General features: G+C 53.6%; 21 protein-coding genes. 6 read left to right on the forward strand and 15 right to left on the reverse strand.

Features of this window, described 5'->3' with window-relative positions; all coding sequences use genetic code 11:
- Positions 1-21: 21 nt before the first annotated feature.
- The 6 genes from AC0J4F_RS02000 to AC0J4F_RS02025 all read right to left on the reverse strand — a co-directional run bounded on the left by AC0J4F_RS02000 (position 22) and on the right by AC0J4F_RS02025 (position 5,302).
- On the reverse strand, positions 22-1,224 hold the full coding sequence (locus tag AC0J4F_RS02000; RefSeq protein ID WP_473025273.1) for a CpaE/TadZ family protein: 1,203 nt from the start codon (positions 1,222-1,224) through the stop codon (positions 22-24).
- A 112-nt stretch (positions 1,225-1,336) separates the two neighbouring features.
- Positions 1,337-2,050 carry a CpaD family pilus assembly protein gene (locus AC0J4F_RS02005; RefSeq protein WP_133948786.1) on the reverse strand — a complete coding sequence of 238 codons (714 nt, stop codon included), beginning with the start codon at positions 2,048-2,050 and terminating at the stop codon, positions 1,337-1,339.
- Between the two features lie 10 nt (positions 2,051-2,060).
- Positions 2,061-3,407 carry a type II and III secretion system protein family protein gene (locus tag AC0J4F_RS02010; protein WP_209002327.1) on the reverse strand — a complete coding sequence of 449 codons (1,347 nt, stop codon included), beginning with the start codon at positions 3,405-3,407 and terminating at the stop codon, positions 2,061-2,063.
- A 101-nt stretch (positions 3,408-3,508) separates the two neighbouring features.
- Positions 3,509-4,273 carry a Flp pilus assembly protein CpaB gene (gene cpaB / locus AC0J4F_RS02015; RefSeq protein ID WP_133948790.1) on the reverse strand — a complete coding sequence of 255 codons (765 nt, stop codon included), beginning with the start codon at positions 4,271-4,273 and terminating at the stop codon, positions 3,509-3,511.
- Positions 4,274-4,499: 226 nt separating this feature from the next.
- On the reverse strand, positions 4,500-5,012 hold the full coding sequence (locus AC0J4F_RS02020; protein WP_133948792.1) for a prepilin peptidase: 513 nt from the start codon (positions 5,010-5,012) through the stop codon (positions 4,500-4,502).
- Positions 5,013-5,125: 113 nt separating this feature from the next.
- Entirely contained in the window at positions 5,126-5,302 is a 177-nt protein-coding gene (locus AC0J4F_RS02025; RefSeq protein WP_133948794.1) for a Flp family type IVb pilin, read from the reverse strand.
- 442 nt (positions 5,303-5,744) lie between these two features.
- On the opposite strand from AC0J4F_RS02025, the gene AC0J4F_RS02030 reads away from it, so the two are divergent.
- The 5 genes from AC0J4F_RS02030 (at position 5,745) to AC0J4F_RS02050 (ending at position 10,120) form a co-directional block, all read left to right on the forward strand.
- On the forward strand, positions 5,745-6,206 hold the full coding sequence (locus tag AC0J4F_RS02030) for a pilus assembly protein N-terminal domain-containing protein (RefSeq protein ID WP_473025274.1): 462 nt from the start codon (positions 5,745-5,747) through the stop codon (positions 6,204-6,206).
- A 19-nt stretch (positions 6,207-6,225) separates the two neighbouring features.
- On the forward strand, positions 6,226-6,795 hold the full coding sequence (locus AC0J4F_RS02035; RefSeq protein WP_473025275.1) for a TadE/TadG family type IV pilus assembly protein: 570 nt from the start codon (positions 6,226-6,228) through the stop codon (positions 6,793-6,795).
- 85 nt (positions 6,796-6,880) lie between these two features.
- Positions 6,881-7,405, forward strand: coding sequence for a TadE/TadG family type IV pilus assembly protein (locus tag AC0J4F_RS02040; RefSeq protein ID WP_473026394.1), 525 nt, complete (start codon positions 6,881-6,883; stop codon positions 7,403-7,405).
- 115 nt (positions 7,406-7,520) lie between these two features.
- Entirely contained in the window at positions 7,521-8,933 is a 1,413-nt protein-coding gene (locus AC0J4F_RS02045; RefSeq protein ID WP_133948800.1) for a bifunctional enoyl-CoA hydratase/phosphate acetyltransferase, read from the forward strand.
- 2 nt (positions 8,934-8,935) lie between these two features.
- Positions 8,936-10,120: an acetate/propionate family kinase gene (locus AC0J4F_RS02050; RefSeq protein WP_473025276.1), complete on the forward strand. Its 1,185-nt coding sequence runs from the start codon at positions 8,936-8,938 to the stop codon at positions 10,118-10,120.
- A 66-nt stretch (positions 10,121-10,186) separates the two neighbouring features.
- On the opposite strand, the gene AC0J4F_RS02055 is transcribed toward AC0J4F_RS02050, so the two are convergent.
- The gene (locus tag AC0J4F_RS02055; protein WP_209002329.1) at positions 10,187-11,065 is read right to left on the reverse strand and encodes a PhnD/SsuA/transferrin family substrate-binding protein; all 879 of its coding nucleotides are present in this window, start codon (positions 11,063-11,065) and stop codon (positions 10,187-10,189) included.
- A gap of 125 nt (positions 11,066-11,190) precedes the next feature.
- Here AC0J4F_RS02055 and AC0J4F_RS02060 point away from each other — a divergent pair, with 125 nt between their 5' ends.
- On the forward strand, positions 11,191-11,811 hold the full coding sequence (locus tag AC0J4F_RS02060; protein ID WP_473025278.1) for an HAD family hydrolase: 621 nt from the start codon (positions 11,191-11,193) through the stop codon (positions 11,809-11,811).
- Positions 11,812-11,826: 15 nt separating this feature from the next.
- Here the strand turns inward: AC0J4F_RS02060 and AC0J4F_RS02065 are convergent, their stop codons facing one another.
- The 8 genes from AC0J4F_RS02065 to AC0J4F_RS02100 form a co-directional block, all read right to left on the reverse strand.
- Complete coding sequence (locus AC0J4F_RS02065; protein ID WP_133948808.1) at positions 11,827-12,855, reverse strand: histone deacetylase family protein; 1,029 nt, start codon at positions 12,853-12,855, stop codon at positions 11,827-11,829.
- Between the two features lie 54 nt (positions 12,856-12,909).
- Positions 12,910-13,905, reverse strand: a complete 996-nt coding sequence (locus tag AC0J4F_RS02070) for an aldose epimerase family protein (protein WP_473025279.1) — start codon at positions 13,903-13,905, stop codon at positions 12,910-12,912.
- A 72-nt stretch (positions 13,906-13,977) separates the two neighbouring features.
- A complete protein-coding gene (locus AC0J4F_RS02075) occupies positions 13,978-15,477 on the reverse strand; it encodes a phosphomannomutase/phosphoglucomutase (RefSeq protein ID WP_133948812.1) in 1,500 nt (499 codons plus the stop codon).
- Positions 15,478-15,543: 66 nt separating this feature from the next.
- Positions 15,544-16,047: a TIGR02281 family clan AA aspartic protease gene (locus tag AC0J4F_RS02080; protein ID WP_133948814.1), complete on the reverse strand. Its 504-nt coding sequence runs from the start codon at positions 16,045-16,047 to the stop codon at positions 15,544-15,546.
- Positions 16,048-16,212: 165 nt separating this feature from the next.
- Entirely contained in the window at positions 16,213-16,842 is a 630-nt protein-coding gene (gene upp, locus AC0J4F_RS02085) for a uracil phosphoribosyltransferase (protein WP_040451420.1), read from the reverse strand.
- Between the two features lie 67 nt (positions 16,843-16,909).
- On the reverse strand, positions 16,910-18,163 hold the full coding sequence (locus tag AC0J4F_RS02090) for a DUF1688 family protein (protein WP_133948816.1): 1,254 nt from the start codon (positions 18,161-18,163) through the stop codon (positions 16,910-16,912).
- Positions 18,164-18,174: 11 nt separating this feature from the next.
- A complete protein-coding gene (locus tag AC0J4F_RS02095) occupies positions 18,175-19,188 on the reverse strand; it encodes an adenosine deaminase (protein WP_473025280.1) in 1,014 nt (337 codons plus the stop codon).
- A gap of 20 nt (positions 19,189-19,208) precedes the next feature.
- A complete protein-coding gene (locus AC0J4F_RS02100; RefSeq protein WP_473025281.1) occupies positions 19,209-20,429 on the reverse strand; it encodes a phosphopentomutase in 1,221 nt (406 codons plus the stop codon).
- Between the last annotated feature and the right edge of the window lie 37 nt (positions 20,430-20,466).

The raw sequence follows: 20,466 nt of genomic DNA on the forward strand, positions 1-20,466 counted from the left end.
GCCGCTCCGTTGCCTTGGCCTTTAGCCTGCTCTTCGTTTTAGTTTGGAAAACAATCCGCCCAAGGGCGACTTCGACGTCTTAGCGGGTTGCACTTTTCCTGAAATTGTTTGTGCCAAATCCTGGAACATTCCCGCAATCGCATGCTTGCTGTCGAGTTCTCCAATCATCTGGCCGTTGTTCGCAGAAGTGCCAAACAAATGAGGATCGAACGGGATGGCTGCATCCACACTAAGACCCAAGGCGTTTGCAAATTCGTCTGGCTTGATTTCCGGCCGCTTTGGAACGTTCACTTTATTCATGACCAAATGCGGCAGTTTGTCATTCGGCCGTATCTGTTTAAGGAGATCGACCGCGTTCTTCGCATTCCGAAGATTTGCAAGATCCGGTTCGGCCACCAGCACGATTTCATCCGCATTCAGCAGCGTGTTTCTGATCCAAGAATTCCAAGCATGCGGTACATCAAGAACCACGTGCGGTGTTCCCAATCGCATCGTGTCTATGAGAAGCTCAAACGTCTTTTCACCGTGATCATATGTCCGCTCCAGCGTTGCTGGTGCTGCAAGCAGACTCAAATGATCACTGCATTTAGAAAGTATCCGGTCCAGATATGTTTCATCTAGTCTTTCAGGCGCAGAGATCGCTTCGAAGACCCCTTGCAATGGATCTTGATTGTAATCAAGGCCGGCCGTCCCGAATGGCAGATCCAAGTCGGCAATCACGACTTCACTATCGAACTTCCTTGCCAGACACCAAGCGCCATTATGGGCGATAGTCGAGGAACCACACCCACCCTTCACACCGTAGAATGCAACCGTTCGTCCCAAAGGCTCTGCTTCAGGATCGTTATAAAGACTGCTGACGGAACCAATAAGCTGAAAGATAGATACTGGCGTAATCAGGTACTCGCTCACACCACGAGCGATGAGCTCCCTATAAAGGGTGACGTCATTCACGTCCCCAATCACGATGACTTTTGTTCCAGCGTCGCAGTACTCGGCGAGCTGATCAAGACTCTGGAGCAAATCTTCGCGAGCGCCAGACGTTTCAACAATGATCAAATTAGGCGTGGGGGCCTTTTCGAACATCTCAATGGCAGCTGGTATCCCCCCCATTTCTGCCTTCATATGCGCCTTTAGCATCCGCCGGTCTTCGGTCGCAGCCTCGACAACATGCATCGTGCGGTCTTCCAGGCAAAATGCATGAATTGTTATCCGCGGGATCATTGCGATGTCCGATGTGTCAGCAGAAGCTGTGTACCCATGACTGTCCTGATTTAGGTACGTTTCCGCATCACCAGAAACGCGCGTTGGCTCAGAGCTGGTTGTCATCATGCCGTTACTCCGAAACTTCTGCGCCGACGCCTTCTGTGAAGGTGCTGGCAGTTGTTTCGCCCAATCTATACTTTTCGATCACTACCGCCCGCCGGTTCTGCTCCGACGGTGTCATTGCGCGCGGAGTGATGAGGTCTGACGGGTTCTCGACCATTGCCGCTAAGTTTGCCTGCGTAGCACAGCCGTAGTTGTAGTAGTTTGTGTTTTCGCCGATACCACCGCCGATGTTTTTCGGCCAGACTCCGCACTCTCCGGTCGTCGCCTTCATGCGCGCATATGAGAGACGGATTGGCGCATCGGCAGACGAGTCAGTGGAGCGGTATGTGCGCGTTGTCACGTGCTTCCCGTTGACACCGCCCCGGCTCAGAGCTCCCCGAACATCGCGCACAACCGCATGAACCGCACTCTCATTTGCAGCCCCGGTCGGCACAAGGATCTCCACACTACCGCTCCCGTGTCGGCGCGAATCCATCGCGAAAGACGTGATGGTATCTGTTACAGGGCTCCGTAGATTCCTCGTGTTCTTGCCAACCGGTAAGTCAAGGGTTTCCGGTGCCTCGGAAATTACGATCGGATGCTGGTACCGGTAATCGTGGGTCGCAAGCAACTCAGCATTGGACTTCGGTTCGGTCTGACAGCCGGACAGCATCAATGCTGCCACGAGGAACGCTCCCTTGGAGACAGTCAGTTTATACCTGGGATCTAGGGTCATATTCATCCGACCGTCCTCATTTGTAGATGAAACCAACTTGGCCGTGGTATGTGCCTTGGGCCTGCTCACCTGCCGGATTAAAGATCTTGTTTAGCCGGTTCAGAAAAATCGCCTCAGCATCCGATGGAGCAAATAGGTTTTTGTCGGGCCGCACCATCTTTTGTGCTGCCACCGGCTTAACAACGTAAGGCGTTACAAAGACGGCAAGTTCTGTTTGTTGTTTCAGAAAATCCCGGCTTTTGAACAACGCACCCAGCACAGGGATTTGCATCAGTCCAGGCACGCCTTCGACAGCTTGCTGATAAGACTCCTCTAGAAGACCCGCCATAACAAGGGTCCCGCCAGACGGAAGTTCCATTGTCGATTCTGCTCTACGGACTTTGAGTGCGGAAATCGTGATCCCGCCAGCAGACACCGCGCCTTCATTTGAAAGTTCGCTCACTTCGGTTTTGACACGCAGACTTATGCGGCCGCCCGTCAGCACAATGGGTGTAAAATCGAGACCGACACCGAACTTCTTAAATTCCACCGATATTTGGTTGTCTTCCTGAGCGATCGGAATGGGAAACTCGCCACCCGCGAGAAAACTGGCATTTTCGCCGGAAGTTGCGGTTAGTGTCGGTTCTGCCAATGTGCGGATCACACCGTCGCGTTGCAGAGCTTCCACTTGGGCGGTCAACGAGGATGTGCCACTTGAAAATGTCACACCGCCAGTTGCCTGATTGACGATCGATGGATTCACGTTGAAATTAGGGAAATTGCTTCCGAACGGGAAGAAATTGCCAGCGCCGAGGTTCGCTTGGAAACTCACGCCCAGCTGTTTGATAATCGACCGCTCAACTTCCGCGACAGTCACTTTCAAATGGACCTGGTCCGAACCAGAGACAGCAATCAGATTCACAATGGAGGACCCAGTCTCATCGCCTTGGAATTTGGCGGCAATATCAGCGGCCTGCTGCGCTTCCAGGGTACTTTTTGCTGTCCCGCTTAAGACAACTTTTCCATTGATAGATTCAGCCTGGACGCTGGTTCCAGGGATCAATCGCCGAATTATGCGTGTAATATCTGAAGTGTCTTTCTCGACGCGAATGTCAAAACTAGCCAGCTCACGCCCACTCCGGCCAAACAGTACAAGACGGGACTGGCCGGCCGTGTTGCCCAACACAAAGATTCGCCGAGGTGTTCTCAAGACTGCATCGGCAATTTGCGGATTTGAAACCAGAACGTCTGCGGCATCCTCTGCCAAGTTGATGACGACAGATCGCCCAATGCCGACATTCAAGATTCTATCAGTCGCCCTTTCACCAGCAGCAACATGGATCTGGCTCGGAAAGGCTTCCTGAGACCATGAAGCCGGTGCCATAAAAGATACAATTCCCAAAACTGCAGCAAGAGCGCAGAACCTCAAACCGGACCGGCGAATGCTTTGCTTGTCGAATTGGCCGTTATGTTGAGTGTTCTTTATCATTTCACGCCTGCCTGGCTGGTAATGCCGTATTTGACGAGATTGACGCCACGTCGGGTTTCCGTTGGCTCAGCATCGTCGGCCGAGTCCTGTGCACTTCGCAGTGCAAGCGCAATCGTCCCCACTTGTTGTGACTGGGCAACGATTTCTGATTGGCCTAGTGTCAGTTCCAACGTAGCGGTTCGTTGAGGTGACAGGTTTTTTTGATCCTGTTCGCCCGCCGTTGTGGTGTCGATCGCTAGCACCCGGATGTTTTCCAAGATTGTTTCGCTGACAGCGGTGTCGTCTGTCCGGCGCGTCAAGATCAGGTCAACCTTGTCACCGGGCAGAATGAACCCGCCAGCTGTTGTTTCTGCCTCAACTGAGACTGCAATCGCCCGCTTGCCTTTGGGCAGGATTGCCGACATGAACCCTTTGTCCGTGCTGATTAGTCGCTCCGGTCGGATGGGTTCGCCTTTGAAAATCGGAGTTTTAGCAATTTGGCCCAACAGCTCTTCACTGGCAGCCGGGTTGCCTTGTTTCGTCACCGCACCGATCGGCACTGCTTCTTCAGGCCAATCCGTCCAAACCATGTCATCTGCAGTGAGCTTGGCACCAAGCAAAATGTCGTTCGCCGCAGTTAGAACCTGATCTTTTGCTTGTTCTACAGGAACGGGGGCATTGGCCGCTTGATCTGAAGAGCCACCCGACATCATTACCATGCGGAACGCCAATACGCCGGCAGCCACCGCAATAGCCAAGACCAATATACGTGCGAATTTCATGACCAACCACCAAGATTCCGAAGGCGCAATTGCACCGTTACGGTTAGGTTGATCGCAATTGGTCAAAACATGGTTAACCGGATGTAGATATTTTTGGTTAACAAGCGTTAAGGTTACTTAAAAAGTACTATATTTTTGAAATTTTCGAACCAAGTAGGAGAAACAGAGCTATGGAGTAACGAAGTACTTGTTGGCTTTGGTGCCGCTACACCGACTTACCGATAGCTCAGCCGGCAATCATCGAGAACCAATTAGACCTTGGATAGACAACAAGTGCAGCAGCGGAAATTGCGATTCCATAAGGGATCCCGCTTTTAACATCATGTAAACGAAGCGCCCAATCCTGACCTCTAAGGGGGGCAGGCAAAACAACTAGGGAACCTCGGATCACAATAAGTGAGAGTGTGAGGATACAACCAAGCAAGGCGACCAGAAACAAAAAATCAATAAGATTTGGCCCGAAACCAAACCACAGGCCAATCGAGCTCAAGAGCTTTACGTCGCCACCGCCCATCCAGCCAGCTGCGAAAAAAGCGAAACATGGTACGAAAACCACCACCAATCCAAGCCCGTGCACACCCCACTCATTTACGGGCATGCCATTGACCGCTGCCAAAACGATAAAACCAATGATTAACAGGATTGAGACCCGGTTTCCGATTTTCATGGTTAAAAGATCGGATGCGCCAGCGAAGGCTACCAGCATGGGAAAAAGAACAAGAACTACCGCTTCAATCATTTCATATTCACCGGATCTGACATGATGCCAAAACAGGACACTGTAGTTCGCTCAGTAGCCAGAAACCAAAACGGGCGGAGAACCGCCCGTTTATCAGAAGTCCTAGTGACCGATTAGCCTGCACCGGTTTTCAGAGCATCATCGATCTGACTAAAGACGCTTGTAAGACTGTCACCCATGGTGACCAAAATACCAATAATTGCGACCGAAAGCAGTCCTGCGATGAGGCCGTATTCAATTGCAGTTGCGCCAGATTCGTCTTTCGCGAACCGTGAAAAAAGAGTTTTCATTTCTCTGCTCCAAGTACCACTTTATTGACAGCTTCAATCCGGCAGATCTTCATAACGCCCGCTCGGTGTAATGCGACCCTAGGTCAGAGAAATTTCCAATCAGTTAAATTTGCAGCGACAACTTGAAAAATAACCGCCAAAAGTGCCTATAGTTAATTATAAATGTATTTTTTCATCAAACGCTTGTCTTTAGAGTCGACACACCTTGTTCGGCACTTGGCATTTATAGCTACACTCATTAAGTGACCGTCAAAATTAATAAAATTGTACTGTGTCAACAACCTTCGCTCCCTCCATAATTACCAACGCCTTATTATCGATTCGAATTTTCAACTCTCTAGCAACGGTATTTTTTCATACTTCTTTCGCAGGTCTGTTAGCAGAACATTCACGATAATCTCGATAAAATGCTGTGATCTTAGCGCGTTTAGGGATAAGTGAGATGCGAATTCACCTGGTCAGACTTATTATAGGTTTCCTGACGGCCACTTTTGCCAGCACAGCAATTGCGGATGATGGACCAGTCTTGGTGACTGTAGATCGAGCTAAAATTTTTCAAGTTGAAGATGGAGCTGCCGCGGTCATTGTCGGCAACCCCTTCATTGCCGATGTCGCAATGGTCGATCAGAACACTGTAGTTATCACCGGCAAGAGTTATGGAACGACCAATCTTGTCATATTGGATCAAGACAATAAACCGATTGTCGATGAAGTCGTTCAAGTGCGAGCATCTGAGCAGGGCATAGTCTCGGTGTATAGGAACTCCGCGCGAGCGACATTTTCTTGCAGCCCAATCTGCGAACCAACTTTGCGTTTGGGAGATGCGGAAGAAACGTTCCAGAACACAGCTACCCAGGCTACCTCCAGAAACGAACTGGCAGAGCAAGCCGCCGGCAACAGATGAGGCTAAAGAGTAATCGTTGATGCTGAACGGAAGCCATAAACGCAATTTCGAAGGCCTTCGCCGCCTTGCACTGCGTGCCTGTGCACGCAAGCTTGCCCGGAACAAAGAGGGCGCGACGGCAATTGAGTTCGCGTTGGTTGCTTTGCCGTTCTTCACGGTTGTGTTTGCCATACTGGAGCTTGGACTGGCATTTATTGTCAATCGCATGGTGGACAATGCGGTGATTGAGGCCTCCCGCATGATCAGAACCGGCCAAGCATCCCAAGCCAATTTTTCAACTGCGAACTTCAGGGATCAAGTCTGTGCATCCTTGCCAACGTTTCTTTGCAACGCAGATCGCATCCGCGTCAACGTGAGCGTTGCAAATGATTTTGTGAACGTAAACTCTATTGATTCGCTTTATGATGAGGATGGCAACTTGAAGGATGACAACGCCTATACGCAGTCTCAAAAAAGCGAGATTGTTGCTGTGAATGTCATCTATAAGTGGCCCATGTTCACGTCATTTCTAAACCTTTCGGCACTAGATCACGGCAACGAGCGCCACTTGTCGTCAACGATGGTTTTCCGAAATGAACCATGGTCCTAAGCACTCTTATCTCCGCGCCTCCTTAATCAGGGGTATTAAGAGGTCCGTCAGGCTATTTCGACGGAACGAGCAAGGCGTTGCGGGAATCGAGTTTGCAATGATCCTCCCATTCATGCTGGTTTTAATGATCGGGATGGTGGAACTTACTGACGCGCTGAATGTGGATCGCAAAGTTAGCCGGATGGCAAATGCCGTAACGGATTTGGTGGCTCAGGCTCAGACTGTCACTAGAAGCGAACTTAATGCCTATTTGCAGCTCGGCGAGACTATTCTCAAGCCATATCCTTCTGACGATCTTACCTTTGTCATCGCAGGTGTCACCTTTCAGGCAAATGGAGTCCCCGAAGTGGATTGGAGCTATCAAAGGAAAGCTGGTGTTGGCGGGCCGGCAAGTGATTGGTCCGCAGGCGACGAACCTCCCATCACACTTCCCGCCACACTTGTTTCTCCCAACACCTCAATAGTAGTCGGCGCAGTGACACTTGGGTACACGCCTCCCTTAGCAGGGATATTCACGCAGTATTACTCCCGAGATTCTGTCATCACGCTGAGTGACACATATTACCTTCGGCCACGGCTTGTCGGCACGATCCAGTGCACTGACTGTTGAAGCGAAATCATGTTTCGAATTGTGGATTTGCCGTATTTATAACGTTGTAAAGCGCTGGTAGGGTCCTGCTAATTGCTGCGGCGCAGCAGTCTGATGAGCAGGAGTAACCCAGCCGATGGCGACGAACAAAACCTACGATCAAATCAACGTCGGAGACACTGCGGAAATCGTCCGTGAATGCTCCTCCAATGATCTTCTGGTGTTCGCCCACGCATCCGGAAACCGGAATCCGATCCACTTGCCTGACACGGATTGGACCGGCGACGGACACATCGACAAACCTGTCGCGCCGGCCATGTGGATCGGCGGTCTAGCCTCCGCTGTGCTTGGCAATATCCTCCCCGGCCCCGGCACCATGTACAAAGCCCAGTCATTCCGGTTCTTGGGGCGCGCTGCGGTTGGTGACAAACTGACGGTCCGCGTGACCGTTACGGAAAAAAGGCCGAACAACATTATCATGTTCGACATGGCTGTCTTGAATGAGACCGGTCAAAGCCTTGTTGAGGGGGAAGCTGAGGTCATCGCGCCGACGGAAACGATCGAGTTTGATTCAAGCGATATCCCGGCACTGCTTGTTCAACGGCACCGGCATTTCAACCGGATGATCGAGCTGGCAAAAACCCTTCCCGCTTTGCCAACAGCCGTGGTTGCCCCGGATGATCCAAATTCCCTTGAAGGCGCTCTTATGGCCGCCCGGGAAGGACTGATTGAGCCAATCCTAATCGGCGCCAAGGATCGGGTCACCCAAGCGGCAGACGAGTTGAATGAGACCCTCGACGGATACGAATTTGTCGACATAGAAGACGAGTCGGAAGCTGCCGGACGAGCCGTACAGATGGTGCACGAAGGCAGGGTCAAAGCCATCATGAAGGGGCATCTTCACACAGATCACCTTCTTCATCATGTGGTGAAAAAAGATGGTGGCCTTCGAACAAAACGCCGGATCAGCCACGTCTTTGTGATGGACATTCCAGGACGAAAAACACCGGTTCTGATTTCGGATGCGGCTATCAACATCTCGCCGGACCTGAACACCAAAGTCGACATCACGCAAAATGCCATTGATGCGGCCCTTTCACTGGGTCTCCAGTCTCCACGTGTCGGCATTCTCTCAGCCATTGAAACGGTCAATCCGGCCATTCCGTCCAGTCTAGATGCAGCGGTGTTGTCGAAAATGGCGGAGCGGGGTCAAATCAAGGGAGGCATCGTTGACGGCCCCCTTGCCATGGACAATGCAATCGATGTGCAGGCTGCGCGGACCAAAGGGATCACGTCGCTTGTGGCAGGCCATGCGGAAGTCCTGATTGTGCCCAATCTTGAATCCGGCAACATGCTCGCCAAAGAATTGACATTTATCGCCCATGCAGAAGCAGCTGGCTTGGTAATCGGTGCCAAAGTACCGGTCATGTTGACCAGCCGGGCTGACGATGGGCGCGCACGTTTGGCCTCTTGTGCGCTGGCGCTTCTTTTCACCCATTGGAAAGAGAATTCTGCACCTGCCGGGATCTTTGACCGGGAGGAAGACTGATCATGGCCCCGGTCATTCTGGTTCTGAATTCCGGGTCGTCTTCGATCAAATTCTCACTCTATGACGGGCCGACAGCACAGGTCATCGGACAAATTTCAGGGCTTGGTGCGGAACCGCACGTAAACCTCGAGGCCCCGCTTTCCGGGCGCCAGATTGACCGGGCGTTAGACACCACTGACGGCAGCTCTCACGGAGCGGCCCTGGCGGCACTGCTTCCGATCTTGAATGAAGAGCTTGGAGAACGACCTGTCGCGGCCGTCGGACATCGCGTCGTCCATGGCGGAACCAAACACGATCTTCCGGTCCGGATAACAGATGCTGTCTTGCAAGAGTTGAAGGTGCTGGAACCTCTCGCGCCTCTTCATCAACCGCACAATCTTGCTGGCATAGCAGCAGCTCAGGCAGCTTTTCCAGAGGCAGAGCAGGTGGCCTGTTTCGATACAGCATTTCACCGGAAACACCCATGGGTCAACGACACCTTCGCTCTTCCCCGCTCCTTCTATGACGAGGGGGTTCGCCGATACGGTTTCCATGGGCTGTCTTACGAATACATCTGCGAATACCTGAAGCAAAACGCCCAAGACGCATACAAGGGAAAAGTCATTGTCGCACATCTCGGTAACGGTGCATCCATGTGCGCCATCCGGGCAGGCCAGAGCATCGGATCGACGATGGGGTTCACCGCTTTGGATGGCTTGCCGATGGGTACCAGATGCGGTCAGTTAGACCCGGGTGTCATTCTCTATCTCATGACAACAAACGGCATGAGCCCAGACGAGATTTCTGATCTTCTTTACAAGAAGTCCGGCCTGAAAGGTCTGTCTGGCATCAGCCAGGACATGCGCGCACTCAGCCAGAGTGACGATCCCAGGGCCGCGGAAGCGATCGAATACTATGTCTTCCGGGTGCGCCGTGAACTTGGTGCGATGGCGGCTGTTCTCAGTGGTGTCGACACACTTGTCTTTACCGGTGGCATTGGCGAAAACTCCGCGCTCATTCGCGAGCGCGTCTGCACAGATCAAGAGTGGCTCGGCATTCAAGTCGATCCTGCGCTGAACAATGCCGGCGATGGAGCCATTTCCACACAAAGTTCCAAAGTCGCTGTGCTGGTCATACCAACGAACGAGGAAGAAATGATCCGTCGGCACACGGAAGCTCTCCTTACGGCTAGTCCTGTACCGGCCTGATCTCATCACAGTCCCTTTGGACAACTGGGCCGGTTCAGGTCGGCATCCTCACGCCTATTGGCGTTGTCAATTGGCGTCGGTCTGGATGACCTTCGCATAAGGTTTCTCGAAGGTGCGCAGCACCGGCCGGTAGTCGGAATGAACAACCGGTTCAAAGCCGCCCGGGAGATCCGGTTCGATTGCGAGGTAGGCTGCGGGATCTTCCCGCCGCAAATCCATGAGCCCGGCTCTGATGGCCCGCTTCAAGACATCAGGTAAATCGGTGCGGACAGTATGCGCCGAATATGGAATGGGCGCTGACCGCCACACGATGTCCAGATCTTCAAACTGGCTCCCGCCCGAAACGTAATATTCGTTCAGCGTACCGGCAGTGAAGCCGTTCTTCGCCTCCCCGGCCAGCGAGGACCATCCGAGCGTTGCGTGAACACGGCCATCCAACACGGCCCGAATGCCCTCGACCGGGTCCCTGACTTCAACAAGCGTTTGGAAATACTCCCGGGCGTTTATGCCGTCTGCCGCCAGGTTGACCAACGGCACCCGGTATCCTGTGACTGCATGCTTTGCACCGACACCGAGCCGCATATCCTTCAGACTCTCCAGCGTAACCGTTTCACCATCCCGCTTGGCGATCATGATGGCGTAAAAGCGCGCCGGGAAATCATCCGGGCCGGCGGTCGCTAATGGCTCTACACATTCGCAAAGCTCAAAAGATGCGGCATACCCGGAGGGTGAGAGACGAATGTAGTCAATGCGCCCAGCTGCAAGAGCCTCGATGCCATCGGCCATAGTCGGCATCAAGAACAGGTCGACAGGTAAATCGGTGATCTCTTCGAGTGCCCTGCGAAAGGGTTCAATACGCTCTCGTGCTGTTTGTTCCGTTGCGACAACAGCGCCCAACCGGACACGATCCGGGAGATCCGGATTCGCAACAGCCGACGTTGGCACAACAAGCACCAAGCATAACCCGACAAACAAAAAAAATCGTTTTATGTCCGTCACATATCTACCCTAATGCTGTCCGAAGAAACTGCAGAACAGTTCTCAGACCAATCATTGCCTAAAAGGTTCTCATGGCCAACACGATTACCAACGTCGTCTTCGATATAGGAAATGTCCTGATCGAATGGAATCCGGAAAATCTCTATCGCAAACTTATACCGAACGATGACGTACGGCATGAGTTTCTGACGACAGTCTGCACTCCTGACTGGAATGTTCAACAAGACCTTGGGCGGACCTGGACGGAAGCCGTAGAGGTTTTATCAAGGGAGTTTCCCGAAAAGACGGCGTTGATACGGGCCTACGCAGACCGTTGGAATGAAATGGTTCCTGGACCGGTCCCGGGAACAGAGGTTCTTCTATCCGAACTTAAATCGAACAAAACACCGCTTTATGCGATCACAAACTTCTCTTCGGAGAAATTCGTCGAAGCGCAAGACAGGTTTCCATTCCTGAAAACCAGCTTTCTGGACATTGTGGTCTCAGCGGAAGAGCGCATGCTTAAGCCGGATGTGCGGATCTACCAGATCCTAATTGATCGTAATGATCTCACCCCCGAACGCTGCCTCTTCATTGATGACTCACTCCCGAATGTTGAAACCGCACGGCAATTGGGAATGACTGCGCATCATTTTGAAAACGCAGCGGGTTTAGAGCGTGAGCTGGCTGCGCTCAACTTGATCACGCGATGAACCTGAGCCGCACGGCTAACCGGAGAAACCCTCAAGGACATTCACGCAGTTGGTCCCAAGCGCATCGACGGCGTAGCCGCCTTCCAGAATAAAGATGGTCGGCACGCCAACGCGCGCAAGACGTTGCCCCAACCTCACAAAGTCTTCGGATTTGAACTTGAAACCGGAGATCGGATCCCGCTCGAAGCAATCCAATCCGAGAGAAACAATCATTGCCTCCGGCTTGTAAACGAGAAGCCAGCGGCACGCCTCGTCGAGCGCCGGCGAATATGCTTCCCAGTCTGTTCCAAGGGGCAATGGCCAGTTGCGGGTAAAACCGGTTCCGGCATGCTCACCGGTTTCATCCGCATAGCCTAGAAAATAAGGATATTCATCCTTCGGATCGGCATGAAGAGACAGGAAAAGAACATCTGGCCGATCATAAAACAGCGCTTGCGTGCCGTTTCCGTGGTGATAGTCGACATCCAGTATAGCGACGCGGTGAAGACCATAATCCCGAAGGTATTGCGCAGCGACTGCGGCATTGTTGAAGAAACAATACCCGCCGAAAAAATCGTGCCCGGCGTGGTGTCCCGGGGGGCGGCAAAGTGCGAAAACAGACTTTTCCCCGTCGAGCACGAGTTTGGCAGCCGTCAACGCGGTATCTGCTGAGGCGCGTGCGGCCCTGTAGGTATGCTCACCAAGCGGTGTGCCGGCATCCATGGAGTAGCGCCCCAGCAGCCCGTCGATGTGTTCAACCTTTGTGTCTTGCCGAAGGCTTCTGATTGGCCAGACGAAGGGAAAGGCTTCCGCATCACGGCCACTGGCTGTCCATAGCGACCAAAACCGCTCAAGAAAGGATACATATTCCTCAGAGTGCACCCGGTGAAGCGGTCGGATCGGAAACTCCAATGGAGAGATGACGTCGCCGACCTTGCGGTCTTTCACCGTCGACAAGACGATTTCCGCCCTGCTCGGAATTTCGACAGCGGGCTGGAGCTTACCGTCTGAAATTTCCTGCGCCGGTGCGTGGGCTAGCTGGGTCGCTGAAAAAACCGTCTTCACAATTTGGCCCCCGTCCCGGTGAAATCACTTTGTCGAAGAATACTCTAAACGATCTTAAGAGAAACGGAATTCCGTTACCTGGTTATAGCTGGCACCGGGTCTCAGCAACACATCCGTGAACGTCTTCTGATTGACGCTATCTGGCCAACGTTGTGCTTCCAGGCACAAGCCTGCATGAGCACCGTAGTTTTTCCCGGCGAGCCCAGGCACAGGAACATCGATTTTTCCGCCGTCGTAGAGCTGTAGCCCGGGTTCGGTCGTCCAGACTTCCATCCGTCGGTCACCGCTTTTGTCTTCCAGTGCTGCAGCAAACGTGACAGCATCTCTTGGCGCATTTGACAGGCAGAAATTGTGATCATAGATCACTGACTCTTCACCAGACCTTCTACGCAGCCGCCGGCCATCCTGAAAATCATAAGGTGTCCATGCAACGCTGCGGATCTCCCCAATTGGAATCAGGTGATCATTCCCGGGGACATAAGTTTCTGCGGCGATCTCAAGTTGGTGATCCAGGATCGTATCGCTGCCGTCGAGATTGAAATAACTGTGTTGCGCCAGATTGACCGGAGTGGTCTGGTCAGTCGTTGCTGACATCTTCACACGCACCGCACCTGCGCCCGTCAGGGTGTACCGGACCAGCACCTCAACGCGTCCCGGATAGCCCATATCGCCGTCCTCTGACACGAGTTTGAGCAACACACTCGCTTTGTCGCTTTGCTCAATCTGCCAGTTTCGTCGCGAGAACCCTTGAGTCCCTCCATGGAGATGATGGCCATTTTCATTCTGATCCAACTGATACGCACGCCCGTCGATCTCTAACTTGCCATTTGCAATCCGGTTCGCACACCGGCCGACGATTGCGCCGAAATACGGTGAGTGATCCAGATAGTCCTGCAAATTGTCGAAACCCAAGACGACTGATTGACCTGCGAATTTCAGATCCCGGATGATAGCGCCGAAGGTCAGTACCGATGCTTCAAGCTCGCCCTTCTTCAAGGTGATCTCCCCAACGGGAGTGCCATCCGGAAGAACACCGAATTCCTGGATCATTAAGAAAACTCCTGGAGAAAAACAAAAAAGGCGGCGAGGATTTCGCCGCCTTTCTCAAACTACGTCAAGACTTTAGAGCGTCTGATTGTACTCGCCAACCTCGGGATTTTCGCGTAGCACGGCGTCAACAGCCTTGAACATTTCATGCAGCCGCGCTTCCGAAGCCGGACTTTCGACCACGACGACAAGCTCCGGCTTGTTCGAGGAGGCCCGAACGAGGCCCCAGGTGCCGTCTTCGCTGACAACGCGGATACCGTTGACGGTGATCAGATCGGCAATGGATTGCCCGGCAATTTTCTCGCCAGCGCCATGCATTTCCTTGAACCGGGCGACAACCCGGTCAACGACATCGTATTTTACTTCGTCAGCACATTTCGGTGACATGGTCGGCGAGCCCCAGGTTTTGGGCAAATCTCTGCGCAGGTCTGCCATGGACTTGTCCGGGTTACGATCGAGCATGTCGAGAATGGCGATTGCGGACACCAGGCCATCATCATAGCCGCGGCCGATGGGCTTGTTGAAGAAATAGTGTCCCGACTTCTCAAAGCCGACGATTGCGTCCAGCTCGGTCACCCGGCGCTTGATGTAGGAGTGACCAGTCTTGAAATAGTCGGTCTTGGCACCGTTGGCCTGAAGCACGGGATCTGTGTTGAACAGACCAGTGGACTTCACGTCGACAACGAACTGGCTGTTCGGGTGCAATGCCGAGATATCGCGGGCCAGCATGACACCGACTTTGTCGGCGAAAATCTCTTCGCCTTCATTGTCAACAACGCCGCAACGGTCTCCGTCTCCGTCAAACCCGAGACCGACATCCGCGCCAACTTCCAGAACCTTGTCCCGGAGAGCATGAAGCATTTTCATATCTTCCGGGTTCGGATTGTAGCGTGGGAACGTGTGGTCGAGCTCGGCATCAAGCGGAATGACCTCCGCGCCGAGCGCTTCGAGGATTTTTGGCGCAAAGGCACCCGCTGTCCCATTGCCGCAAGCTGCGACCACCTTGATCGGTTTGTTCAGTTTTGCGCGATCAGTCAGCTCTTTGAAGTAAACATCTGCAAAGCCGTCGACGAAGCGATAACTTCCGCCACCTTTCAAATCGAAGGCCGCATCCAAAACGATTTCCTTCAGCCGTCCCATCTCGTCTGGACCGAAGGTGAGCGGGCGGTCGATACCCATTTTTACACCGGTCCAGCCATTGTCGTTGTGGGACGCCGTGATCATTGCAACGGCCGGAACATCGAGTGCAAACTGCGCGAAATAGGCCATTGGCGACAAAGCCAAACCGATGTCGTGAACGTTTACGCCCGCTGCCAGAAGTCCGTTTATCACAGCCATCTTGATCGATGCGGAGTAGCCGCGGAAATCATGCCCAACGACGATATCGGGCCGCACGCCGCGCTCATGAATGAGCGTGCCGATGCCCATACCGAGCGCCTGCATTCCCATCAGGTTGATTTCTTTTTCGAACAGCCAACGCGCGTCGTACTCGCGGAAGCCCGTTGGCTTCACAAGCGGCAACGTTTCATATTCATAGGTGTTCGGTGTAAGGGCAGGTCTTGGCTTCGGAAACATGAAGTCCTCTAAAAGCTTTGTCATCTAATTGGTGTATAGGAGGCCATTGTGACAGCAAAGACAAATCTACTGGATCAGTAGTAGGGTGCCGTTTGAAATGTCAAACCGGTCCAGCTTGTTGAGGGCCGTCATGCCAAGTAGCGGGATCGACAGATTGCTGTCTTGCAACACCAATGCCTCAATGTTTCTCAAGTTGATCCTGCCGATCTGCAGCCGGTCGATGATAGCCCGGGCGCCATAGGTGGTTCCGTTGGCGGTACTGACCCGAAGTTTGAAATCGTCGTTTGCCGGGAAAATACCCACAGTCCGCGCGACTGAAACCGGCAGAACCGTCGCAGACGCGCCCGTATCGACCAGCATTTCATGCATCTGACCGTTTAGATGAACGTCTGCCACAAACTGACCGCTTCGGTTTGCCGATATCCGATGCCGGCGTTCACCGGTCTCTAAAGGGGCATTTGATGTTGCAGCTGCAGTCTCACTTGTCTGGTTGTTTTGATGTTCAACCCATAACGGGACGATAGGCGCAATTGCTGCGCACAAAACCAAGACGATTAGAAAACGATACATGGGCCGCCTCGTTTGCCGGAAACCTAGCGCTATCACAACAACCTTATCGCACCGTAAAGCGTTCTGGGTTCAATTTAGACCCCCGAACATCGGTCCAATACGGCTGACACAAAAGAAAAACGCGGCGCCATTGGCACCGCGTTTAAAGACACAAAGCCGTCAGGTTTATTTGGTGCCGTACATCCGGTCACCAGCGTCTCCAAGACCTGGCACGATGTAGCCCTTTTCGTTGAGCTTCTCATCAATGGAAGCCGTATAGATCGGCACATCTGGCTGTTTCTCGTTGAATTTCGCCACACCTTCAGGAGATGCCAGCAGGCACAGGAACCGGATGTTGTTTGCGCCGCGTTCTTTCAGTTTATCGACAGCTGCGATGGCCGAGTTTCCGGTCGCCAGCATTGGGTCGACAACAATCACGAGACGTTCGTTCAGATCTTCCGGAGCCTTGAAATAGTACTCAACCGGCTCAAGAGTTTCCGGATCACGATAAAGGCCGACGTGGGCGACGCGTGCAGATGGCACGAGGTCAAGCATACCTTCCAAAAGACCATTACCGGCGCGCAGGACGGATGCAAACACAAGCTTCTTGCCCGCCAGTGACGGTGCCTGCATTTCGGCAAGCGGCGTTTCGATGGTCTGGCGAACCAGCGGAAGATCGCGGGTCACTTCGTAACACAGCAGCGTCGAAATCTCGCGCAATAGACGCCGGAACCCCTGAGTTGACGTTCCCTTGTCGCGCATGATGGTGAGTTTGTGCTGGACCAGCGGATGGCTGATGACATTTGCTCCGGACATATCTGCCTCTCTTTGTGTGGGCCGCATCCGATAGCGGGCGGTCTTCCGTTTGTTTGATGTTGTGGACCTATGCCCCGAACGGCAACCAAAAAATAGAGCCCGGGTTCATGATTTTTTCCAGTTTTTCCCGCAATTCCCGGTTTTCGGAGATTATCGCGGCTCCAGCCCGGCTAGTTCCCCCTTCCAGAATGCAGGACAACGGCAATTGTTCTTGCTCAACATCCAGCTCCTTGCGCAGCATGGCCGCAAGTCTGTCCGTCAACGCAATCGTGACAGCGCGTAGTTCCGTCTGCCGGTCCAATGCCTGATCATCAGACAAGTCGTCAGTTTCGGATTTCATACTGAGAACACCGGTGCTCACGAATAATCCGGTGTGTTCTGCCTCGCCCGGTCCTGTCAGCGTATCAAGCTCATCCACCTCATATCCGGCCCAGGCCAGCGGCTCCACAAGGGAATAGACCATTCTTTGGGCGGTCAGATGAAAGGGCACAATATCTTGATTTGCGGGATTGGCCTTCACAGGATGCGCAAAACTGTCTCCAAACGAGACGTCGCCCTCGGCGGCACCGCCCTCCCACAACGGAGCAAGGCTTTGCAACAAACGATCCAGCAGAACAGCGGCGTCAACCGACCCCCAGCCTTCGCTGCCAACTTTTACAACGAGGTTTCCAGGACGCGTGGATTGACCTTCGCCAAAGAGATCGGGACGCAAGGCCAGCGCTTCGCCAAACCGCTTCAAGTGGCGCTGGAGGAGTTTAAAGAAATCACCTTCCTGCTCGGCGCTAAGCTGAAGTCCGTTGGCCAGTTCTTCGATTTCAAGACGGATCAAAGCGTCTGCATCAACTCGGAAAGGATCGACAGGATCGGAGGAAAACGATCCTGCGGCGAACATGTTGATGACCGCCAATGCCGCGGCCTCACGGCCTTTGACTTCGGTTCCAGCCATCGTGTCTTCGTAGGACCAGCCCTGAGGTGTGTGCACATCCATGTAGGCCGCGAGAATTGCCAAGTCCGATGCCGCTGCAAGAAGCTCATCCGCCGACTGAAAGTTTCGCGCTGAGGCAAGGGCGCTCCACCGATCAACGCCCCCTGCTTCAAACAAACGCCAGACGCCGTAGGGCGGGATCTGGAAATCAGGATAGGTCTGCTTGGTGATTTCAAGAACCTGGATCAAGGCTTGATCCAGTTTGCTGATGTCCACGCTCACATGATCCAATTTATCAGCGAGCGCGCGATCCAGAAGGTTGTTCGCGACTAAGCGAACCCGTTCGGCCTTGAAGGTTTCCAACAGGCCGTTGTCATTTTGGGCTTTGGTGGTCATGGTCGGCGTACTTAGCTGCCAATCTTTGCGCTGTCGAGACGGGTCAGCAACCGGTTGCGTGTGCTGTCGTCACAAAACGCGGCCATGATCGCAGTGCGGCTAATCTCCATTTGATCGTCTCTTGTCCAGCCAAACGTCTCCGAGACAGACGAATACTCTTTGCCGAGTGTGGTGCCAAAAAAGGGCGGGTCATCGGAATTCAGGGTGATCTTGACCCCTTCTTTTCGAAGCATGTTCACCGGGTGAAAGCGCAAGACGGAATAAACGCCAAGCGCGATGTTTGATCCCGGACACACTTCCAGGACAACGTCTTCGTCGACGAGCCGTTTCACAAGATCCCGATCTTCAATGACCCGGACACCATGGCCAAGACGCTTGACCCGCAAGAACTCCAGAGCTGCGGTGATGCTTTCCGGTCCGCCAAACTCCCCGGCATGGGCTGTCGTTCCCAACCCGGCATCGGCTGCCATACGGAACGCCTTGGCAAAGTTTGCCGGATGTCCGGAACGTTCATCCCCTGCAAGACCAAAACCGGTGACCAGGGGATGGGGATTGCCAATCACTTCCTTGACGACACGTTCGACGGAGGCTGTGCCGAAGTGCCGTACACCGATTGCGATCATCCGGCCGTCTATGGCCGTATCGATTTTTGCCCGTTCGATCCCGGCCGCAAGGCCTTCTACATAGGAACGGTAGGAAAGACCGGCGGCTTGAGCATGATCGGGCGAAATGAAAATCTCGCCGTAGATCGCCCCTTCTGCTGCAAGCATCCGGAAATAAGTCTCGGCAAGGAGCGCGTAGTCAGCCGGTGTCTTGAAGACGGAACTGGCCGTGTCATAGGCTTTTAGGAAAGAGGTAAAATCGGACCAGACGTACTGCCCCTTGCCGTCAATCACCTCTGAGACATCGACACCATGCTGATCAGCGAGCTGACGGACGAGACGCGGAGGAGCAGCCCCTTCAATGTGGCAGTGAAGTTCGACCTTTGGGACCGCGAGGGTCTCGTCCTTACCTTTTGGGGCCACAGTCGTTCGCTGTCCTTCTTTTACAGGAAACTGGTTCCGTGCGGGCCTTGGTCGATCCCAAGATGATGCGCAACGCTCTCCCCAATATCGGCGTAAGTCTTGCGCCCGCCAATACCCTTACCCGCAATGCCGGGTCCCGTGGCGATCACAGGAACATGTTCACGGGTATGATCCGTCCCGCGCCAGGTCGGGTCGCATCCGTGATCAGCCGTCAGGATTAGGAGGTCACCCTCCCGCATTTTGGCAATCATTTCCGGAAGACGTCCGTCAAAGTGCTCCAGTGCTGCAGCATATCCCGGAACATCGCGGCGATGCCCATAAAGGGAATCGAAGTCGATGAAATTGGCAAAGATCATGTCGCCATCTTGCGCCAGATCCATGGCTTCAAGGGTCTTGTCAAAAAGCTGATCATTGCCAGCCCCCTTCAGAACCTTGGCCACGCCCTGATGCGCAAAGATGTCGGAGATTTTTCCAATGCCATAGACTGTCCGACCATCAGCAGTCAGCCGATCAAGTAACGTTGGTTCAGGTGGCAAAACGGAATAATCGCGGCGGTTGGCCGTGCGCTCAAACGTATCAGCGCTGTCGCCGAGAAAGGGTCGCGCAATCACGCGGCCGATGTTGTACGGGTCCGCGAATTCGCGCGTGATTTCGCAAAGGTCATAGAGCTTCTCCAGGCCGAAATGCTCTTCGTGAGCGGCGATCTGAATGACCGAGTCAGCGGAAGTGTAGAAGATCGGCTTCCCGGTCTTCACATGCTCGTCCCCGAGTTCTGCGATGATCTCGGTCCCGGAGGCATGTTTGTCGCCCAGGATCCCGTTCAATCCGGCTTTTTCGCTGATCTTGGAAATCAGCTCTGACGGAAATGTCGGGATTGTTTCCGGGAAGTAGCCCCAGTCGAACCGGACAGGCACGCCCGCGATTTCCCAGTGCCCGGACGGGGTATCCTTGCCGTTCGAGACTTCGGCTGCATAGCCCCAAAGTCCTTCTGGCTCTCCAGAATAGGTCAGACCCGGGACGTCTTCACCGGTGGACAGACGGCCGGCCGCACCAAGCCCAAGCCGATCCATATTCGGGACAGACAGAGGACCAGATCGAAGGCCGTTCCTGTCGCCCTTTCCTGCCGCGCAATGCTGCGCAATGTGGCCAAGGGTATCCGACCCCACATCGCCAAAGGCGTCCGCATCCGCCGCGCCGCCAATCCCGAAACTGTCAAGTACGCACAAGATCGCACGGGGCATGAGCATCTCCTCATTATTGTTGCCGACATGTTATGCC

Source organism: Roseibium sp. R5, assembly GCF_055755305.1.

Bases quoted from the DNA above. Each gene is read 5' to 3' on its own strand.
- AC0J4F_RS02010 (WP_209002327.1), bottom strand. From the start codon at position 3,407: ATGGCACCGGCTTCATGGTCTCAGGAAGCCTTTCCGAGCCAGATCCAT.
- AC0J4F_RS02025 (WP_133948794.1), bottom strand. From the start codon at position 5,302: ATGAAAACTCTTTTTTCACGGTTCGCGAAAGACGAATCTGGCGCAACT.
- cpaB (WP_133948790.1), bottom strand. From the start codon at position 4,273: ATGAAATTCGCACGTATATTGGTCTTGGCTATTGCGGTGGCTGCCGGC.
- AC0J4F_RS02100 (WP_473025281.1), bottom strand. From the start codon at position 20,429: ATGCCCCGTGCGATCTTGTGCGTACTTGACAGTTTCGGGATTGGCGGC.
- AC0J4F_RS02090 (WP_133948816.1), bottom strand. From the start codon at position 18,163: ATGACCACCAAAGCCCAAAATGACAACGGCCTGTTGGAAACCTTCAAG.
- AC0J4F_RS02045 (WP_133948800.1), top strand. From the start codon at position 7,521: ATGGCGACGAACAAAACCTACGATCAAATCAACGTCGGAGACACTGCG.
- AC0J4F_RS02080 (WP_133948814.1), bottom strand. From the start codon at position 16,047: ATGTATCGTTTTCTAATCGTCTTGGTTTTGTGCGCAGCAATTGCGCCT.
- upp (WP_040451420.1), bottom strand. From the start codon at position 16,842: ATGTCCGGAGCAAATGTCATCAGCCATCCGCTGGTCCAGCACAAACTC.
- AC0J4F_RS02060 (WP_473025278.1), top strand. From the start codon at position 11,191: ATGGCCAACACGATTACCAACGTCGTCTTCGATATAGGAAATGTCCTG.
- AC0J4F_RS02035 (WP_473025275.1), top strand. From the start codon at position 6,226: ATGCTGAACGGAAGCCATAAACGCAATTTCGAAGGCCTTCGCCGCCTT.
- AC0J4F_RS02020 (WP_133948792.1), bottom strand. From the start codon at position 5,012: ATGATTGAAGCGGTAGTTCTTGTTCTTTTTCCCATGCTGGTAGCCTTC.
- AC0J4F_RS02030 (WP_473025274.1), top strand. From the start codon at position 5,745: ATGCGAATTCACCTGGTCAGACTTATTATAGGTTTCCTGACGGCCACT.
- AC0J4F_RS02005 (WP_133948786.1), bottom strand. From the start codon at position 2,050: ATGAATATGACCCTAGATCCCAGGTATAAACTGACTGTCTCCAAGGGA.
- AC0J4F_RS02050 (WP_473025276.1), top strand. From the start codon at position 8,936: ATGGCCCCGGTCATTCTGGTTCTGAATTCCGGGTCGTCTTCGATCAAA.
- AC0J4F_RS02000 (WP_473025273.1), bottom strand. From the start codon at position 1,224: ATGATCCCGCGGATAACAATTCATGCATTTTGCCTGGAAGACCGCACG.
- AC0J4F_RS02070 (WP_473025279.1), bottom strand. From the start codon at position 13,905: ATGATCCAGGAATTCGGTGTTCTTCCGGATGGCACTCCCGTTGGGGAG.
- AC0J4F_RS02075 (WP_133948812.1), bottom strand. From the start codon at position 15,477: ATGTTTCCGAAGCCAAGACCTGCCCTTACACCGAACACCTATGAATAT.